Source organism: Streptomyces sp. NPDC026377, assembly GCF_055567715.1.
Genome location: NZ_JBVHPV010000006.1, coordinates 153,933 through 170,576 on the forward strand (window position 1 = coordinate 153,933; position 16,644 = coordinate 170,576).

Genomic DNA, 16,644 nt, shown 5'->3' on the forward strand with positions numbered 1-16,644 from the left:
TCCTGGTGCGGCGTCGTCGGGCGTCGTCGAAGGACGGGGCGTCGCCCCGGACCTCATTGTCTGCGGACCGTCGCCCGGTGCGCCCGCCCGTTCCGCACTGCGGGACGGGCGGGCACACCGGGTACGGCCGTGGCTACTTCTCGGTGACTCCGGCCGAGTCGAAGGTCGCGACCTCGTGCATCGCCCGCGCCGCGCTCTGGACCAGCGGCAGGGCCAGCAGCGCGCCGGTGCCCTCGCCCAGGCGCAGGTCCAGGTCGACCAGCGGGCGCAGCCCCAGCTTGTTCAGGGCCGCCGCGTGGCCGGGCTCCGCGCTGCGGTGGCCCGCGATGCACGCCGCCAGGGACTCCGGGGCGATGGCCCGGGCGACCAGGGCCGCGGCGCCCGCGCTGACACCGTCCAGGATCACCGGCGTACGCAGCGAGGCGCCGCCGAGGATGAAGCCGACCATGGCCGCGTGCTCCAGGCCGCCGATCCCGGCGAGGACGCCGATCGGGTCGGCCGGGTCGGGGCTGTGCAGCTCCAGGGCGCGGCGGACCACGTCGACCTTGCGGGCGTGCGTCTCGTCGTTGATGCCGGTGCCGCGGCCGGTGACCTCGGCCGGATCGACGCCGGTGTAGAGCGAGATCAGGGCGGCCGACACGGTGGTGTTGGCGATGCCCATCTCACCGGTGAGCAGCGCCTTGTTGCCCGCCGCCACCAGGTCGCGGGCGGTCTCGATGCCGACCTCGACGGCCGCGACGACCTCCTCGCGCGTCATGGCGGGGCCGGTGGTCATGTCGCCGGTGCCGGGGCGCACCTTGCGGGGCAGCAGCCCCGGGGTGGCCGGGAGTTCACTGGCCACCCCGACGTCGATGACGCAGACCTCGGCGCCGACCTGGTTGGCGAAGGCGTTGCAGACCGCGCCGCCGCCCAGGAAGTTGGCGACCATCTGGCCGGTGACCTCCTGCGGCCAGGGGGTGACGCCCTGGGCGTGCACCCCGTGGTCGCCCGCGAAGATGGCGACGGCCGCGGGCTCCGGGATCGGCGGCGGGCACTTGCGGGACAGTCCGCTGAGCTGCGCGGAGATGATCTCCAGCATGCCGAGCGCACCGGCCGGCTTGGTCATCCGCTTCTGCCGCTCCCACGCCTCGCCGAGCGCCTTGGCGTCCAGCGGGCGGATCCCGGCGACGGTCTCCTGGAGCAGGTCGTGCGGGTCCTCGCCGGGCAGGGCGCGGCGGCCGTACGTCTCCTCGTGGACCACCCAGGACAGCGGGCGCCGCTTGGACCAGCCCGCCTGCATCAGCTCGGGCTCCTCCGGGAACTCGTCCACGTACCCCACGCACAGGTAGGCGACGACCTCCAGGTGCTCGGGCAGACCCAGCGCGCGGACCATCTCGCGCTCGTCGAAGAAGGAGACCCAGCCGACGCCGAGGCCCTCGGCGCGGGCGGCGAGCCACAGGTTCTCGACGGCGAGCGCCGAGGAGTACGGGGCCATCTGCGGCTGGGTGTAGCGGCCCAGGGTGTGCCGGCCGCCACGGGTGGGGTCGGCGGTGACCACGATGTTCACCGGGGTGTCGAGGATGGCCTCGATCTTCAGTTCCTTGAACTGCTTGGCGCGGCCCTTGGGCAGCGACTTCGCGTACGCGTCGCGCTGGCGCTGGGCGAGCTCGTGCATGGTGCGGCGGGTCTCGGCGGAACGGATGACCACGAAGTCCCAGGGCTGCGAGTGGCCCACGCTCGGGGCGGTGTGGGCGGCCTCCAGGACGCGCAGCAGCACCTCGTGCGGGATCGGGTCGCCACGGAAGCCGTTGCGGATGTCGCGGCGCTCGCGCATCACGCGCAGCACGGCCTCGCGCTCGGCGTCCGCGTAGCCGGGGGCCGGGGCGCCCGCGGGGGCGTCCTCGTCGTGGACCTCGGCGAAGGGCTCACCCTGCTCGGTCGCGGCGGCGGGGACGAGCTCCTCGGCCGCGTCCTCGTCGTCCTCGATGATCACCGGGGCGGGGATCCGCTCCTGCGGCGCGGCCTCGGGAGCGGCCGGGACCGTCTCGGGCCGCGGCTCGGGGACGGACTCGGTACGCGGTACGGGCACGACGGGCGCCGCCGGGGCGGCCACGGCCTGCGGCTCCGCCGCGTCCTGCTCGGGAAGGGGGGCCGGGAACTGCCCCTGGGCCTCCGGGGCGGGCGCGGGCGCCGCCACGGGCGCCGGGGCCCGCGACGCCACGGCGACCGGCTCCGGCGCGGTCGCGGCCATCACGGCGACGGGCTCGGCCACCTCCTCCGGCTCCCGCGACGGTTCCTCCGGGGCCTCGTCGTGCGCCGCTGCGGCGGGCGCCACCGGCGCCACGGCCTCGGCACCCGTCTCGACGACCGGCTGCGGCGCCGACTCCACGGGGACGGCTTCGGGCTCGGGGGACGGCACCGGCTGCGGTGCCCGCGCCTGGGGCTCGGCCGGCGCGGCGGCCGTCTCGGCAACCGCGTCGGCGGGCGCCGGAACGGCCTCGGGTACGGATACGGGAGCGGGCTCGGCGGCCTGGGCCGCGACCTGCTCGGCGGCCGCCGGGACCGGCTGCGGCCCGGCCGGGGCCGAGCCCTCCACCGGCGGGAACTGAGCGGCGGCGGGCGGCTGCACGGCCGCCTCGGGCATGCCCTGCGGCGTCGGAGTCGGCGCCTCGGCGGGCGCCGGCTGCTCGGAGGCGACGGCGTGTACGGGCGCGGGCGCGCCGACCGGAGCGAGCTCCTGCGGAACGACCGTTTCTGCGCCGCTGACCAGGCCGTTCTGGGGCTGCTGGGACTGCTGGGGTTCCGGCTGCGCGAGGGGCTGCTGGGACTGCACGGGCTGCGGCTCGGCGGCCTCGGCAGGCTGGGGCTGGGCGACGTCGCCAGGCTGCGGCTGGGCGGGCTGCGGCTCGGCGGCGTCGGCGGGCTGCGGCTCGGCGGCCTCGGCGGGCAGTGGCTGAACGGCCTCGGCAGTCGTGGGCTCAACGGCCACGGGCTCGGCCGCCACCGGCTCGGCCGGCGGGAGCGGCTGCCCGGCCGACTGGGGCGCGGGCTGCGGCTCCGGGGCGGGCGCGGGCTGCGGCGCGGATGCCTGGGCGGGCTCGTGCGGCGCCGCGGACTCCCACGGCGTCGCCCCCTGCGGGGGAAGCTCGCTCAGCTGGGGCGCGGGCACCGGCGCGGCCGTCTCCTCGCGGGGCACGTCGAGGTACTCGGGGCCGGTGGTCGGCGGGCCGGGGGCGCGCACCGGCGCCGGGTTGGCGGGGGCGCCCGCGGCCGGTCCCCGGTCGGCCAGCGACCGTACGACACCGCCGGAGGCGTCCGGTACCGGCGGGCCCATGTGCAGCGGGCGGCGGGCGGTCGGGGCCGTCACGGACGGGGCGGCGGGCGGGGTGCGGACGGCGCCGAGGTCCACCGAGCCGGAGTCGCGGCCACCTGCCTCGTGGGCGCCGGGTCCGGCGGCCTGCTCCGGGGCGGCGGGGACGGCGTGCGCCGGGGACTGCGCAGGCACGGCGGCCGCGAGCGGGGCGGGCGCGGACTGCGGATCGATCCAGGCGCCCTGGGCGCCCGGCATCAGCAGGAGGTCGTCGTCGTCCGCGCCGAGCGCCGAACCGTCGGAGGGGTCGAGGAAGGTGTACGCGCCGGGAGCGGGGACGCCCGGCTGCTCCACCATGCCCGCGTCCTTGGGCAGTCCCTCGCCCGGGACCTGGCCGGTGTCAGTCATGCGTACCCCTCGTCCATCTGTAGTGCTTCTTCGGCCTGCGCCCGGGGACGCCCTCGCACGGCACGCCCCGCCCCCGTCGACAACAACGAGCGGGCCCGCCGCGCGGTGCGAACGGCCCGCGGACACACAGCATTCTCGCGGGAGATCGCCGACCTGGCGCCCCGTCTCGGCCACGGAACGTGTGGGGTGCGCCACGTTGCGCTCCACCGGGATCCGACGTACCGCGGCAGGGTCCCAAACCGGTTACCCATTCCGGACATTGACGAACGTAGCGCCGAACGGCCCGGTGCGGTACAACAGTCGGCCAGCCTACCCCGGACGACACGCCGGAGAGATCACGGGGACCTTTCCGGGCGCCTTCCGGAGAGCAGGAAGGCGACCGAGCGTTCCCGTTCCGACCAGACGCTCGTGTCCAGGTCCACGGACTGGAACAGGGCGCACTCCACGTCGTACCCGCCGGCTTCGAGGGCCGCGCCGATCGCCTCGGCGCCGTCGCGGGTGGCGGCGTGCGCGACGATCCGCTCGGGGCGGCGGTCGGCGCAGGCGGAGACGACCCGGGCTCCCCCGCCGCCGACGCGGACGACGTCGGGCTCGGGCAGCGACTCCAGCACGTGCGGGGCGCGGCCCGCGACGACCTGGAGCTGGACGCCGAAGCGGCGGCCCGCGGCCTCGGTGCGGGCGCAGGCGTCCGGGTCGGCGTCGACGGCGATGACGGCGGCCCCGAACCGGGCGGCCTCGGCGGAGAGCGCCCCGCTGCCGCAGCCGATGTCCCAGACGAGGTCGCCGGTGCGCGGGCCGAGCCGGGCGAGCTGGGCCGCGCGCAGATCGGCGGACTCACCGGGGCCGAGCGCATCTCCGTACGCGTGCGCGGGCAGCGCCCAGCCGCGGACCTGCCGCGGGTGGGCCGGGTCGCGTCCGGCGATCCAGCCGGCGCCCGGCGCCGCGCCCTGGGCGCCGCCGATGACTATGACCAGGTTGGGGTCGCGCCAGGCGTGGTCGGCGACCTTGTCGGAGGTCAGGACGGTGACCTGTTCGCGCTCGCTGCCGAGCTCCTCGCAGATGACGAAGGTGCGGTGGACGCCTTCGAGGAGCAGGGCGAGTTCGGCGGGCCCGGCGCCCGGCGAGGTGAGGACGGCGACCTTGGTGTGCGCCCGGCAGACGTTGACGGCGCGGCGCAGGGTGCGGCGGTGGGCGACGACGATCTCGGCGTCGTCCCAGGGCATCCCGGCCCGGGCGAAGGCGGCGGCCACGGCCGAGACGGCGGGCACCACCTCGACCTCCAGGCCGTGTTCGGGGGCGCGCAGGGTGCGGACCACGCCGAAGAAGCCGGGGTCCCCGTCGGCCAGCACGACCGCGCTGCCGCGGTGACCGGCGATCCGGCGGGCCGCGAGGTCGACGCTGCCGAGCCGGATCCGCTCGGCGCGCGGGGGCACCTCGGGCAGCGCCAGGTGGTGGGCGGCGCCGGCCACCAGGGTGGCCGCGGACAGCGCGGACCTGGCCGCCGAGGTGAGCGGCGAGCCGTCCCAGCCGATCACCGTGACGCGGTCGGCCATCGTCGTCAGTCTCCAGGAGTCGTCGCAGGTCGGGGCGGCCCCGGTGGGCCGGGCCAGGGTGAGGTTACCTGGTGCGGGGCGGGTGGGGGCGGGGCGAGCGGGGGCGGTGGCCGGTTCAGTTCCAGTCGGCGAACGAGGCGTACCCGGCGTCGGCGAGCTGGTCGGCGACGCCGTCGAGGTCCTCGGGGAGCAGACTCCACACGATCAGGTCCGTGCGGATGTCCGTCCAGCCGCCGTCCTCCGTCTGGGTGCGCGCTATCCAGGCGTTGCGCAGTACGCCCTCGCTGATGCAGCCGATCTTCTGCGCGACCTGCTGGGAGGCGGTGTTGTCGGCGGCGGTGCGCAGCTCGATGCGCTCGAAGCGCTGGTCGCGGAAGAGCCACTGCGCGGCGGCGAGCACGGCCTCGGTGGCGTAGCCCTCGCCGCGCGCCCAGGGGGCGATGACGTAACCGACCTCGGTGGCCAGGGTGCGCCAGTTGGTGTTCTGGAGGTGGATGACGCCGACGAGGCGCTGGGTGAGGAACTCGGTGACGGCGAAGACGATGCCGCGCCCCGAGGTGCGCTCGGCGGGGGCGTGCAGACGGACGAACTCCAGGGCGTCGCGGGCCGTGTAGGGGTGGGGCACGGAGGTCCAGGCGATGACGTGCTCGTCGTTCATCATCTCGATGTGCGCCGGGATGTCGTCCTCGTCGAAGGCGCGCAGCACCAGCCGGTCGGTGCTGATGGAGATGTCCGGGAACACCGGGGTCGGGGTAGTCATGTGCCGCTCCATGCCGGGGGACGGTCGTCAGGCCGTAAAGGCACAGCATGCAGCATCGGCGCGGGGATGCGCATGGCCGGGGTTGGGCCCGCGGGGCGGGCGGACGCGCGGGGGCCCCGCGCACCGGGCGGTGTGCGGGGCCCTCGGACAGTGACCGGAACTGACCGGCTGGGGTCAGGACTTGACGGCGCCGAAGGCCGGGACGACCGAGCCCTGGTACTTGTCCTGGATGAACTTCTTGACCTCGGGGGAGTTGAGGAGCTCGGCGAGCTTCTTAATCCTCGGGTCGGCCTCGTTGCCCTTCTTGACGGCGAGGAAGTTGGCGTACGGGTTGCCCTCCGCCTTCTCCAGGACGAGCGCGTCCTTGGCCGGGCTGAGCTTGGCCTCGATGGCGTAGTTGCCGTTGATGACCGCGGCGTCCACGTCGTTCAGGGCGCGGGGCAGCGTGGCGGCCTCGATCTCCTTGAACTTCAGGCCCTTGCTGTCCTTGATGTCGGAGAGCTTGGCGGAGGTGCCGACGCCGTCCTTGAGGGTGATCAGGCCGTTGCCCGCGAGCAGCTGGAGCGCCCGGCCCTCGTTGGTGGTGTCGTTGGGCACCGCGACCGTCTGGCCGGAGGTGATCTCCTTCGCGGACTTGACCTTCTTGGAGTAGAGGCCGAGCGGCTCCAGCTCCACGTTGACCACCGGCACGATGGTGGTGTGGTTCTTCTGGTTGAAGTCGTCCAGGTACGGCTTGTGCTGGAAGAAGTTGGCGTCGACCTGGCCCTGCTGGGTGGCGGTGTTCGGCAGGACGTAGTCCGTGAACTCCTTGACCTCCAGCTTGAGTCCGGCCTTCTGCGCCAGGTTCTTCTTGACGAAGTCGAGGATGTCGGCGTGCGGGGTCGGGGAGGCCGCGACGACGAGCGCCTGGGCGGGGTCGGCCGAAGCGCCCTTGGCCGACGAGGACTTCGGGTCGGAGGAGGTGCCGCAGGCGGTCAGGCCGAGGGCGAGCGCGGCGGTGGCGGCGGCGGCCGCGGTGAGCTTGATGTTCTTACGCACGAAAAGTGCCTCTTTCTGGTGGTGCGGTGGGTCGCCCGGACAAGGAGTGCGGGCTCGGGGTGGAGAGGAGGTCAGGAGGTGCGGCCCCGGCGGGCCAGCAGGCGCACCGCGCCGTCGCCGATCAGCTGGACCACCGTGACGATGGCGATGAGCACACCGACGGTGACGAGCATGAACGGGGTCTCGAAGCGCTGGAAGCCGTAGGTGATGGCCTTGGACCCGAGGCCCTCGCCGCCGACCGCGCCGGCCATGGCCGAGTAGCTGACCAGGGTGATCACGGTGGTGGTGAGCGCGGCGATCAGCGAGGGCAGGGCCTGCGGGAGCAGCACCTTGCGCACGATGGTCGGGATGGAGCCGCCCATCGACTGGACGGCCTCGACCAGCCCGTGGTCGACCTCGCGGATCGCGGTCTCGACGAGCCGGGCGAAGAACGGGATGGCGCCGACGGCGAGCGGCACGATCATCGCGGTGGGGCCGATGAAGGTGCCGACCACCCAGGTGGTGAAGGGGATCAGCGCGATCAGCAGGATGATGAACGGCATCGAGCGGCCGATGTTCACGATCACGCCGATGACCTTGTTCACCGGGCGGTTCTGCAGGAGGCCGCCCTTGTCGGTGAGGACCAGCAGCACCCCCAGCGGCAGTCCCCCCGCGACGGTGACCAGGCTGGACCAGAGCACCATGTAGAGGGTGTCGACGGTTCCCTGGGACAGCAGGGGCTGCATCTCGGACCAGTTCACTTGGCACCTTCCTCGACCAGTGCGGCGGGCTGCGCCTGCTCCGGGATGTCCGCTTCGGCCGCGGTCGTGTCTTGGGCGGTTTCTGCGGCTTCGGCGGTTTCTGCGGTTTCTGCGGTTTCGGCCTCGACCACGTCGACCTGGAGGCCCTGCTCGCGCAGGAAGCCGACCGGGACGACGTTCTCCTCGTACCGCCCGGGCAGCTCGATGCGCATCCGGCCGATCTGCCGGCCGCCGACGGTGTCCATCGCGGCGCCGAGGATCGAGATGTCGACGTTGTACGTGCGCGACAGCTGCGAGATGACCGGCCGGGTCGCGGCCTCGCCGTGGAAGGTCACGTCGATGACGGTCCGCTCGGGGCCCGTGGCCTCGCCGGTCACCGGGAACAGCTCGGCGGCGAGTTCGGAGCCGGGGGTGGCGAGGAGTTCGCCGACGGTGCCGGACTCGACGATCCGGCCCCGCTTCATCAGCGCGGCCGAGTCGCAGACCGTCTTGACGACGTCCATCTCGTGGGTGATGAGCAGGACGGTGAGGCCGAGCTGCTGGTTGAGGTCGCGCAGCAGCTGGAGGATGGAGCGGGTGGTCTCCGGGTCGAGGGCGCTGGTCGCCTCGTCGGAGAGCAGCACCTTGGGGTCGCCGGCCAGCGCCCGGGCGATGCCCACGCGCTGCTTCTGGCCGCCGGAGAGCTGGGCGGGGTAGGCCCTGGCCTTGTCGGCGAGGCCGACCAGGTCGAGGAGTTCGAGGGCCTTGCGGGAGCGCTCCTTGCCGGAGACGCCGAGGATCTCCAGGGGCAGCTCGATGTTGCCCTGCACGGTCCGCGCCGAGAGCAGGTTGAAGTGCTGGAAGACCATTCCGATGCGGCTGCGCGCCCGGCGCAGCTCCTTGCCGGCGCGCCGGCCGCGCCCGGCGAGGGCGGTGAGGTCGACGCCGTCGACGGTCACCGTGCCGGTGGTCGGCCGCTCCAGGAGGTTGACGCAGCGGATGAGGGAGGACTTGCCGGCGCCGCTCTGGCCGATGACGCCGAAGACCTCGCCCTCGCGGACATGGAGATCTACGCCGTCCAGGGCGGTGACCTCGCGGCCGCGCGACTGGTAGACCTTGGTGAGGCCCGTAGTGGTGATCACAGGATTTCCGTCACTGTCGAGTGCGCGGCGCGGTGTCCGCCGGGCACGGGGCAATCGTGTTCGGGACGCGTCACAGCCACATCGGTGGTAACCGGGAGGCATGGCGTGCGCGGGCATGGCTCATGGGTCTCGCTTCGGGGCGCGAGGCTCAGGCGGGGGCCCTCAGAAGGCGCACATTCGACACATACAACGAGCACCGGGCGCGTTCATCGCCTCGGTCGCAAGGGTGCGGCTGCTCGTCGTGGTCATGCGTGAAGTAAAGCAGAAGGTCGTAAGAGCCGATCCACGCTGTCCGTATAGCGGACAGCATTCGCCCGCCATCCGGACGCCACCGCAGCGCCACGTGGGACGGCGAAGACCCCAGGTCAGCGCCGTCCCCCCCGCCCTGGCCTGGGCCGATACGCACGATTGCGGTGTCACGGGGAGACCGCCGCCGCGCCCCTTCCCCCCGGGCGCTCTGTGGCCAAGGCCACGGTGGGACGCGGGGGCCGGCCGGGCGCGCCCGGGGCGGGCGCGTGGGGGGCTTCGGCCCGTAATACGCTCGTTCCCATGCTTGACGCCCTGACGGTCGCGGTCGCCGCCGCCGCGCTCGCCCTCGCCGCCTGGTGCGGCTTCGCCGCCTACCGGGACCAGCCGACCAAGGACTGGCACTTCATCGGCATGGCCGTGGTCTCCGTGCTCGCCCTCGCGCAGCTGGTGGTCGGCCTGGTGCAGCTGGGGCGCGGCGAGCGGCCCGAGCAGGGCGTGGCGATCTTCCTCGCCTATCTGGTGGGCTCGTTCGCGGCCGTCCCGGCGGCCGGTCTGCTGTCGCTGAGCGAGCGGACCAAGTGGGGCTCGGTGACGGTCTCGGCCGGCGCGGTGGTGCTCGCGGTGCTCGAAGTGCGTCTCTACGACATCTGGGGAGGGTGACCGTGACCGAGCCGACCACCAGGTCCACCGAGCGCGACACGTCCGGCCGCAAGAGCCTGGGCAGCGGCCCCGGCCGGGTGCTGGTCTGGTTCTACGGGGTGTTCACCGTCGCCGCCGCCTCCCGCTCGATCGTCCAGATCGTCCAGGACTTCGGCAAGGCACCGCTGGCGTACGTCCTGTCGGCGGTGGCCGCCGTGGTGTACGGGTTCATCACCTTCTCGCTGGTGCGCGGCGGCGAGCGGCTGCGGCGCACGGCGCTGGTGTGCTGCGCCGCCGAGCTGGTCTTCGTCCTGACCGTGGGCACCTGGACGCTCGCGGACCCGTCCGCGTTCCCCGATGCCACGGTCTGGTCGGACTACGGTGCCGGATATCTCCTCATCCCGGTGATCCTGCCCGTGCTGGGCATGGTGTGGCTGCGGCGTAACAGGGCCACCGCCTGAAGGTGCTCTGTCCGCGGACCGCATCTGGCCGGTCGCGCGGTTCCCCGCGCCCCTGAAAGGCCGCTGCGCGGCAATCCCCCGGGCGCCCCGAAGGGGGCATTCAAGGGGCGCGGGGAACTGCGCGAGCAACCCAGCACGGTCCGCAGCCGAAAGGTCACCGCATCCCGTGGAGCGCTACGCGCTGGCGACGAACTGCCGGGCGGCCGCGTCCTTCTCCAGGGTGATGACCGACAGCTTCGGGCCGGCCGCCTCGGTGGAGACCGGCGCGTAGCCGTGCTTGCGGTAGAGCCGCAGGCTGGACTCGCTGCGGTGGCCGGTGAAGAGCCGGAACCGCTTGGCCGACAGCTGCCCGGCGAAGTGCTCCTCTATGGCGCTCAGCAGCCGGCTGCCCAGACCGTGCCCCTGCATCCTCGGGTGCACGATCAGCTTGCCGATCCGGCCGGTGCCCGAGGCGTCCACGCTGCCTCTGACCGAGGCGACCACCTCGTCCCCGAGCCGCGCCACCAGCGCGTACCCGTCGCCGAGCTCGCTGCGCAGGCCGTCGAGGGTCTGGGTGAGCGGTTCGATGGAGTAGTCGCCGTAGAGCTCCGCCTCGCTCTGGTAGCAGAGGTACTGAAGCTTGAGGATCTGCTCGCAGTCCCCCTCACGCGCCGCAGAGATGGTCACGCTCATGCCCATGTGTGCATGCCTTCCGCTCACCCGTCCACCGGTTGTCTAACGCTCCATTCCCCGCGGGCCTGGAGCCGCAACCTCCGCCGCGAGCATTCTGCGCAGGCATCCCAGGCAACGGGAACGCATCGGCCCCAGACTCCCCTGTGAGATATCCAACTCCCCTGCGATTTCTCGGTAAGTGGGGTCGCCGGGCGACAGAAGTGCGGTCAGCAGACGGGGGCAGTTCCCCGGAGTCCTGGCCACGGCCGTACGCAGAGCACGGCTCAGCTCCTCGCTCAAAGCCGTGCGTTCCGGGCCCGCTTCCGGGTCGGCGGCCGGTTCCGCGGCGAACGGCAGCTCCCGCCGGGCCCGGCGGCGGGCCCTTCTGACTTCCGCCCGAACGGCCCAGCGCACCCAGGGCACGGGGTCCGCCGGACGGCTTTCGAGGAGCCGCACCCAGACGTCCTGTTCGAGGTCGGCGGGGTCGACTCCGGCACCGGGGGCCTCCGCGGCGGCCTCGGCGGCCAGCAGCGGGCTCAGCTCTTTGACGAGGTCCATGCCGGGCGGGACGCGGCCGCCGCCGGAGGCGGTTTCGACGGCGGCCGTATGTCACCCGTACGTGAAAATCCGTACGCCCGTACTAGCCGTGGTGGGGGTGCCCGGCCCTGAAGTCCGCCGCGGCGAGCAGCGCGGTGTCCGCGTTGTCGGAGAACACCGCGTCGATCCCGGTGGCGAAGTAGGTCCGCAGCGCCCCGAACACGTCCCCGTAGGCGTTGGGGTCGGTGCCGCGCCGGAAGTCGGCGGGCAGGAAGGTGTTCTCGTTGCGCATCGTGTACGGGTGCAGGACGAGCCCCTGCGCGTGGGCGTCCCGGACCAGCGTGGTCGGCTCTGTGAGCCGGCCATCCCTGTCCTTGGGGATGATCAGGTCCAGGGTCGGGCCGATGCCCTGCGCGAACGAGGCGATCCATCGCAGGCCCTCGGGCTTGATGAGATCGTCGGTGGTGCGCGGGTCGCCGCCCGCCACGAAGTCCCACGGCCTGGTGCCGGTTCCGGAGAGCAGGACCACCGACGGGGTGTCCACCAGCCGGCTCAGCCGCTGGATGCTGCTCGGCTCGAACGACTGGAGGAACTGCGGGGAGTCGGCGCGGTGGCGCCCGTAGCGGCGCAGCAGCCGTGCCACCCGGTCCTCCAGGGGCAGGCCGATGCCGCGGAAGTACGTGGGGTGCTTGGTCTCGGTGTGCAGCCAGATCCGGCGGCCGAGGCGGCGCTCCTCGCGCTCGGCCCACTGGAGGACCTCCTCGAAGGTGGGAACGGACCAGCGCCCGTCGTAGAGCGTGTTGCGCTGACGTACGCCGGGCAGGCGCTCCTTGGCCCGCAGGGTCTTCAGCTCGGCGAGCGTGAAGTCCTCGGTGAACCAGCCGGTGACGGCGGCGCCGTCGATGGTCTTGGTGGCCTTGCGCCCCGCGAACTCGCGGCGGTCGGCGACGTCGGTCGTGGCGGTGATGTCGTTCTCGTGACGGCAGACCAGGTGCCCGTCCCTGGTGGGCACGAGGTCCTGCTCGATGACGTGGGCGCCGAGGTCCAGGGCGTGCCGGTAGGAGCCGAGGGTGTGCTCGGGACGGTATCCGGCGGTGCCGCGGTGCCCGATCACATACGGCACCGGCAGGTCCCGGTACGAGCCGTGGCGGTGCGCCCCGGCGCTCCCCCGGGGCCGCGCGCTCGCGGTCGCGGCGGGCAGCCCGGTGGCCGCCGTGCCCAGAACCGCCGCGCCGAGCACGGTGCGCCGCCCGGGGCTCATCCGCTCACCCTGTGTCATGAACGCTCCTTGTGAAGTGGTGTGTGCCACGCCTGTCCTCTGTCCCGCACCTGTCAACGGGAGGGGACGAGCGTAGGCGTATCCCCCTTAATCGGGGGAGCCCCTTCGGCCAATCAGGGCGGAACATGGCGCAAACACATGTCAACATCGCGTATCCGCTCCGTGACCCGATGTGCGATCAGACGCGGCCCGCGAGTATCGTCCTCACCTGCGCGGACCTCAATCGCGCGGACCCGTCAGCCCACGACACCGGAGGAAAGCGTTGTCCCGACTCGCGCTCATCAAGGCAGTGCTCGGACCGATCATGCGCCTGATGTTCCGTCCGCAGGTGGAGGGCGTCGAGAACATCCCCGGGACGGGTCCGGTCATCCTCGCGGGCAACCATCTGACCTTCATCGACTCGATGATCATGCCGGTGTGCCTGGACCGTCCGGTGTACTTCATCGGCAAGGACGAGTACGTCACGGGCAAGGGCCTGAAGGGCCGTCTGATGGCCTGGTTCTTCAGCGGCGTCGGCATGATCCCGGTCAACCGCGACGGCGGCCACGGCGGTGTCGCGGCGCTGATGACGGGCCGCCAGGTGCTGGAGGAGGGCAAGGTCTTCAGCATCTACCCGGAGGGCACCCGCTCCCCCGACGGCCGCCTCTACCGGGGCCGCACCGGTATCGCCCGGCTGACCCTGATGACCGGCGCGCCGGTCGTGCCGTTCGCGATGATCGGCACGGACAAGATCCAGCCGGGCGGCGCCGGTCTGCCGCGCCCCGGCAAGGTGACGGTCCGCTTCGGCGAGCCGATGGAGTTCTCGCGGTACGAGGGCATGGACCGGGACCGCTATGTGCTGCGGGCCGTCACGGACTCGGTCATGGCGGAGGTCATGCGGCTCTCCGGGCAGGAGTACGTGGACATGTACGCCACGAAGGCGAAGGCGGCGTAGCCGCCGAGCCCTTGAGGGGCGCGGGGGCGAAGGCCGCGCGGCGGCCGAGCCTTCAGGGGCGCGGGGAACCGCGCGACCAGCCACAGACGGCCCGCAGCCGGGACTCACGCAGTCCGTCGGCTGCGGGCCGTCCTGGGCTGAGCGCGCAGTTCCCCGCACCCCTGGGCAACACGGGGCCGAGCCCGCACCCCCGCGCCCCTGGGCGTCCGTGGCCCGGGCCGACGGCGAGGCGCACCCCCGGCCGGCCTACGGGTGCTCCAACCCCTCCTCCAGGCGCTGCCCCCGCAGCAGAAACCACGCCGCCACCGCCGTCGCGAACAGCACCGCGCTCCCCACCGCCGCCGCCGTCTGGAAGCCGTCCGTGAAGGCCTCCCGGGCCGCGCTCAGCATGGGGGCCGCCTGCTCGGCGGGGAGCCGGGCCGCCGCGTCGACCGCGCCGCCGAGCGAGTCGTGGGCCGCGTCGGACACCCCCGAGGGCAGGCCCTCGGGAGCCGTGAAGTCCCGGTAGATCCCCGTGACCACCGAGCCGAGCAGCGCGATGCCGAGGGCCGCGCCCAGCTCGTACGCCGTCTCGGAGACCGCGGAGGCCGCCCCCGCCTGCTCCTTCGGCACACTGGAGAGGATGACGTCGGCGGTGACCGTGAAGGCGAGTCCGGCGCCGAGGCCGCCCACGAACAGCGCGATGCCTAGCGCCACGACCCCGGTGTCGGCCGACACCGCCATACAGGCCGCCAGCGCCGCGCCCACCGCCGCCAGTCCCCCGGCCACCGCGCTGCGCACCGAGGCCCGGCGCGCCACGTACCCCGCCGCGAGACCGGCGCCCACCGCGCCGACGGCCGCGGGCAGTTCGATCAGACCGGCCTCCAACGGCGAGCGGACCTGGACCAGTTGGAGGAACTGGGAGAGGAAGAAGACCAGCCCGGACAGGCCGAGGATGGTCAGCAGGTCGGCCAGGACCGCGCCGGAGAAACCCCGGTGGTGGAAGAGCCGCATGTCCAGCAGCGGCGACTCCAGGGTGAGCTGGCGGCGTACGAACCAGACCAGGGCCAGCACACCCACCGCGGCCGCCGCGGCGATCTCCCACGTGAAGCCGTTGACCGCCGCCTCCTTCACCGCGTACACCACCGCGACCATGCCCACCAGCGACAGCAGCACGCTGCCGAGGTCCCAGGGGCCCGGGCTGGGGTCGCGCGACTCGGGCAGCAGCTTGATGCCGACGAGTACCAGCACCGCCATCACGGGCAGGTTGATCAGGAACACCGAGCCCCACCAGAAGTTCTCCAGCAGGAAGCCGCCGACGACGGGTCCCACGGCGGCGCCCGCCGAGGCGGCCGCGCCCCAGATGCCGACGGCGACGCTGCGCTCGCGCGGGTCGTGGAAGATGTTCCGGATCAGCGCCAGCGTGGACGGCATCAGCGTCGCGCCCGCCACACCGAGCAGCGCCCGCGCCGCGATCATCATCTCGGGGCTGGAGGCGTACGCGTTGAGGACCGAGACCGCGCCGAAGGCCACCGCGCCGCACAGCAGCAGCCGCTTGCGGCCGATCCGGTCGCCGAGGCTGCCCATGGAGACGAGCAGACCCGCGATGACGAACGAGTAGACGTCGCCGATCCACAGCAGCTGCGTCCCCGAGGGCTTGAGGTCCTCGCTGAGGAAGGGCGTGGCCAGGCCCAGGACCGTCGCGTCGACGGCCACCAGGAGCACCGCCAGGACGAGCACGGCCAGCGCGAGCCAGCGGCCCGGCTGGCGTGCCTCGTGCACGGACTCGGCCCGGGAAGTGGTACTGGTCATTTCTCCACGCTCCGTCGCGCTCCGCCGAGCAGCAACTCGACGATCATGTGCTGGAAGTCGTTGCCGGCGACCCGGCCGACCTGGACGGCCCAGGCGCAGGTGCCGATCAGGCCGTAGAGGGCCTCGGTGAGCCACGCCGGGGTCAGGTCGATCCGGAAGTCGCCCTGCTCCTGGCCGCGCCGGAAGAGCGCGCAGACGCGCGCGTCGAGCCGGTCCCAGCCCTCGTTCATCCGGTCGCCCTCGAAGAGCTGGTTCTCGGTGACCAGGAAGGCGAGCAGTCCGGCGGCGGGCTCGACCTCGGCGATCAGGCGGCGCAGCGCGTCGGGCGCGGGCCCCTCGTCCAGCCGGGCCGCGTCCAGGGCGTCCTCGAACTGCTCGATGCCGAAGTTCTCCAGCGCCCTGACCAGCGCGTCACGTCCGGCGAAGTGCCGGTGCAAGGTGGCGCGCCCGATACCGGCGGCGCGCGCCACCTCGTCCATCGTGGCGGTGGCCTTGCGGGAGAGCAGGGCGGCCGCCGTACGCAGCACCTGGTCACGGTCCACAGTCATGAGACAACCATAACCCGAATGAGACATTGGCGTCTCATTCGAAATGCTGTCGACTCGCGGCTTGTGGATCACTAGCGTGGCGGTCGCCCGCCCACGCCCCCGGAAGGACCCCGTCATGACCGACGACCGCCCCTCGCCGCCCCTGCTCGCCGATGAGCGCGAGACGCTGCGCGGCTTCCTCGACTACCACCGGGCCACGCTCGCCATGAAGTGCGAGGGCCTGACCGACGAGGAGCTGCGCACCACCTCCATGCCGCCCTCGACGCTCTCGCTGCTCGGCCTCGTCCGCCATATGGCCGAGGTGGAGCGGACCTGGTTCCGCAGGGTGGTGGGTGCCGAGGACATCACGCTGGTCTACTCGGACGTGAACGACTACCAGGTGGCGTACGACGCGAGCGGCGCCACCCGCGCGGACGCGTTCGCCCGCTGGCAGGCGGAGGTCGAGCACTCCCGGCGCATCGAGCGCGAGGCCGAGTCGCTGGACGTGGTCGCGCACAACGCCCGGTGGGGCACGGATGTCTCGCTGCGGCTCGTGATGGTGCACGTCCTGCTGGAGTACGCCCGCCACAACGGCCACGCCGACTTCCTGCGCGAGGGGATCGACGGGGTGGTCGGCGCCTAGGGCGCGCACGGTGAAGGGCCGGGC

General features: G+C 73.1%; 15 protein-coding genes. 4 read left to right on the top strand and 11 right to left on the bottom strand.

Annotated features, from left to right (window positions below; all coding sequences use genetic code 11):
- Positions 1–133: 133 nt before the first annotated feature.
- The 6 genes from cobT to ACZ4MU_RS15325 form a co-directional block, all read right to left on the bottom strand.
- Entirely contained in the window at positions 134–3,697 is a 3,564-nt protein-coding gene (cobT, locus tag ACZ4MU_RS15300) for a nicotinate-nucleotide--dimethylbenzimidazole phosphoribosyltransferase (protein WP_467875856.1), read from the bottom strand.
- A 335-nt stretch (positions 3,698–4,032) separates the two neighbouring features.
- The gene (gene cbiE / locus ACZ4MU_RS15305; protein ID WP_467875859.1) at positions 4,033–5,250 is read right to left on the bottom strand and encodes a precorrin-6y C5,15-methyltransferase (decarboxylating) subunit CbiE; all 1,218 of its coding nucleotides are present in this window, start codon (positions 5,248–5,250) and stop codon (positions 4,033–4,035) included.
- Between the two features lie 115 nt (positions 5,251–5,365).
- Positions 5,366–6,022, bottom strand: a complete 657-nt coding sequence (locus ACZ4MU_RS15310) for a GNAT family N-acetyltransferase (protein WP_358836714.1) — start codon at positions 6,020–6,022, stop codon at positions 5,366–5,368.
- Positions 6,023–6,184: 162 nt separating this feature from the next.
- Positions 6,185–7,048, bottom strand: a complete 864-nt coding sequence (locus ACZ4MU_RS15315; protein WP_467875862.1) for a MetQ/NlpA family ABC transporter substrate-binding protein — start codon at positions 7,046–7,048, stop codon at positions 6,185–6,187.
- A 71-nt stretch (positions 7,049–7,119) separates the two neighbouring features.
- Positions 7,120–7,788 (bottom strand): methionine ABC transporter permease, encoded by a 669-nt coding sequence (locus tag ACZ4MU_RS15320; protein WP_467875864.1) that lies wholly within the window; start codon positions 7,786–7,788, stop codon positions 7,120–7,122.
- Positions 7,785–8,909, bottom strand: coding sequence for a methionine ABC transporter ATP-binding protein (locus tag ACZ4MU_RS15325; RefSeq protein WP_467875867.1), 1,125 nt, complete (start codon positions 8,907–8,909; stop codon positions 7,785–7,787). The genes ACZ4MU_RS15320 and ACZ4MU_RS15325 overlap by 4 nt, the downstream gene beginning before the upstream one ends.
- A gap of 549 nt (positions 8,910–9,458) precedes the next feature.
- On the opposite strand from ACZ4MU_RS15325, the gene ACZ4MU_RS15330 reads away from it, so the two are divergent.
- Together ACZ4MU_RS15330 and ACZ4MU_RS15335 are read left to right on the top strand one after the other, a co-directional pair.
- Positions 9,459–9,818, top strand: coding sequence for a hypothetical protein (locus ACZ4MU_RS15330; RefSeq protein ID WP_467875870.1), 360 nt, complete (start codon positions 9,459–9,461; stop codon positions 9,816–9,818).
- Positions 9,815–10,258: a hypothetical protein gene (locus ACZ4MU_RS15335; RefSeq protein WP_467875872.1), complete on the top strand. Its 444-nt coding sequence runs from the start codon at positions 9,815–9,817 to the stop codon at positions 10,256–10,258. The genes ACZ4MU_RS15330 and ACZ4MU_RS15335 overlap by 4 nt, the downstream gene beginning before the upstream one ends.
- A gap of 174 nt (positions 10,259–10,432) precedes the next feature.
- Here ACZ4MU_RS15335 and ACZ4MU_RS15340 read toward each other — a convergent pair whose 3' ends face one another.
- The 3 genes from ACZ4MU_RS15340 to ACZ4MU_RS15350 form a co-directional block, all read right to left on the bottom strand.
- The gene (locus ACZ4MU_RS15340; protein WP_467875874.1) at positions 10,433–10,936 is read right to left on the bottom strand and encodes a GNAT family N-acetyltransferase; all 504 of its coding nucleotides are present in this window, start codon (positions 10,934–10,936) and stop codon (positions 10,433–10,435) included.
- A gap of 36 nt (positions 10,937–10,972) precedes the next feature.
- A complete protein-coding gene (locus ACZ4MU_RS15345; protein WP_467875876.1) occupies positions 10,973–11,467 on the bottom strand; it encodes a sigma-70 RNA polymerase sigma factor region 4 domain-containing protein in 495 nt (164 codons plus the stop codon).
- Between the two features lie 82 nt (positions 11,468–11,549).
- On the bottom strand, positions 11,550–12,725 hold the full coding sequence (locus ACZ4MU_RS15350) for a glycerophosphodiester phosphodiesterase (protein WP_467875878.1): 1,176 nt from the start codon (positions 12,723–12,725) through the stop codon (positions 11,550–11,552).
- 262 nt (positions 12,726–12,987) lie between these two features.
- Here ACZ4MU_RS15350 and ACZ4MU_RS15355 point away from each other — a divergent pair, with 262 nt between their 5' ends.
- On the top strand, positions 12,988–13,659 hold the full coding sequence (locus ACZ4MU_RS15355; protein ID WP_358836723.1) for a lysophospholipid acyltransferase family protein: 672 nt from the start codon (positions 12,988–12,990) through the stop codon (positions 13,657–13,659).
- A gap of 246 nt (positions 13,660–13,905) precedes the next feature.
- On the opposite strand, the gene ACZ4MU_RS15360 is transcribed toward ACZ4MU_RS15355, so the two are convergent.
- On the bottom strand, positions 13,906–15,450 hold the full coding sequence (locus tag ACZ4MU_RS15360) for an MFS transporter (RefSeq protein WP_467875881.1): 1,545 nt from the start codon (positions 15,448–15,450) through the stop codon (positions 13,906–13,908).
- Positions 15,447–15,998 carry a TetR/AcrR family transcriptional regulator gene (locus ACZ4MU_RS15365; RefSeq protein ID WP_467875883.1) on the bottom strand — a complete coding sequence of 184 codons (552 nt, stop codon included), beginning with the start codon at positions 15,996–15,998 and terminating at the stop codon, positions 15,447–15,449. The genes ACZ4MU_RS15360 and ACZ4MU_RS15365 overlap by 4 nt, the downstream gene beginning before the upstream one ends.
- A 115-nt stretch (positions 15,999–16,113) precedes the next feature.
- On the opposite strand from ACZ4MU_RS15365, the gene ACZ4MU_RS15370 reads away from it, so the two are divergent.
- Positions 16,114–16,620, top strand: coding sequence for a DinB family protein (locus ACZ4MU_RS15370; RefSeq protein ID WP_467875886.1), 507 nt, complete (start codon positions 16,114–16,116; stop codon positions 16,618–16,620).
- Positions 16,621–16,644: the final 24 nt, after the last annotated feature.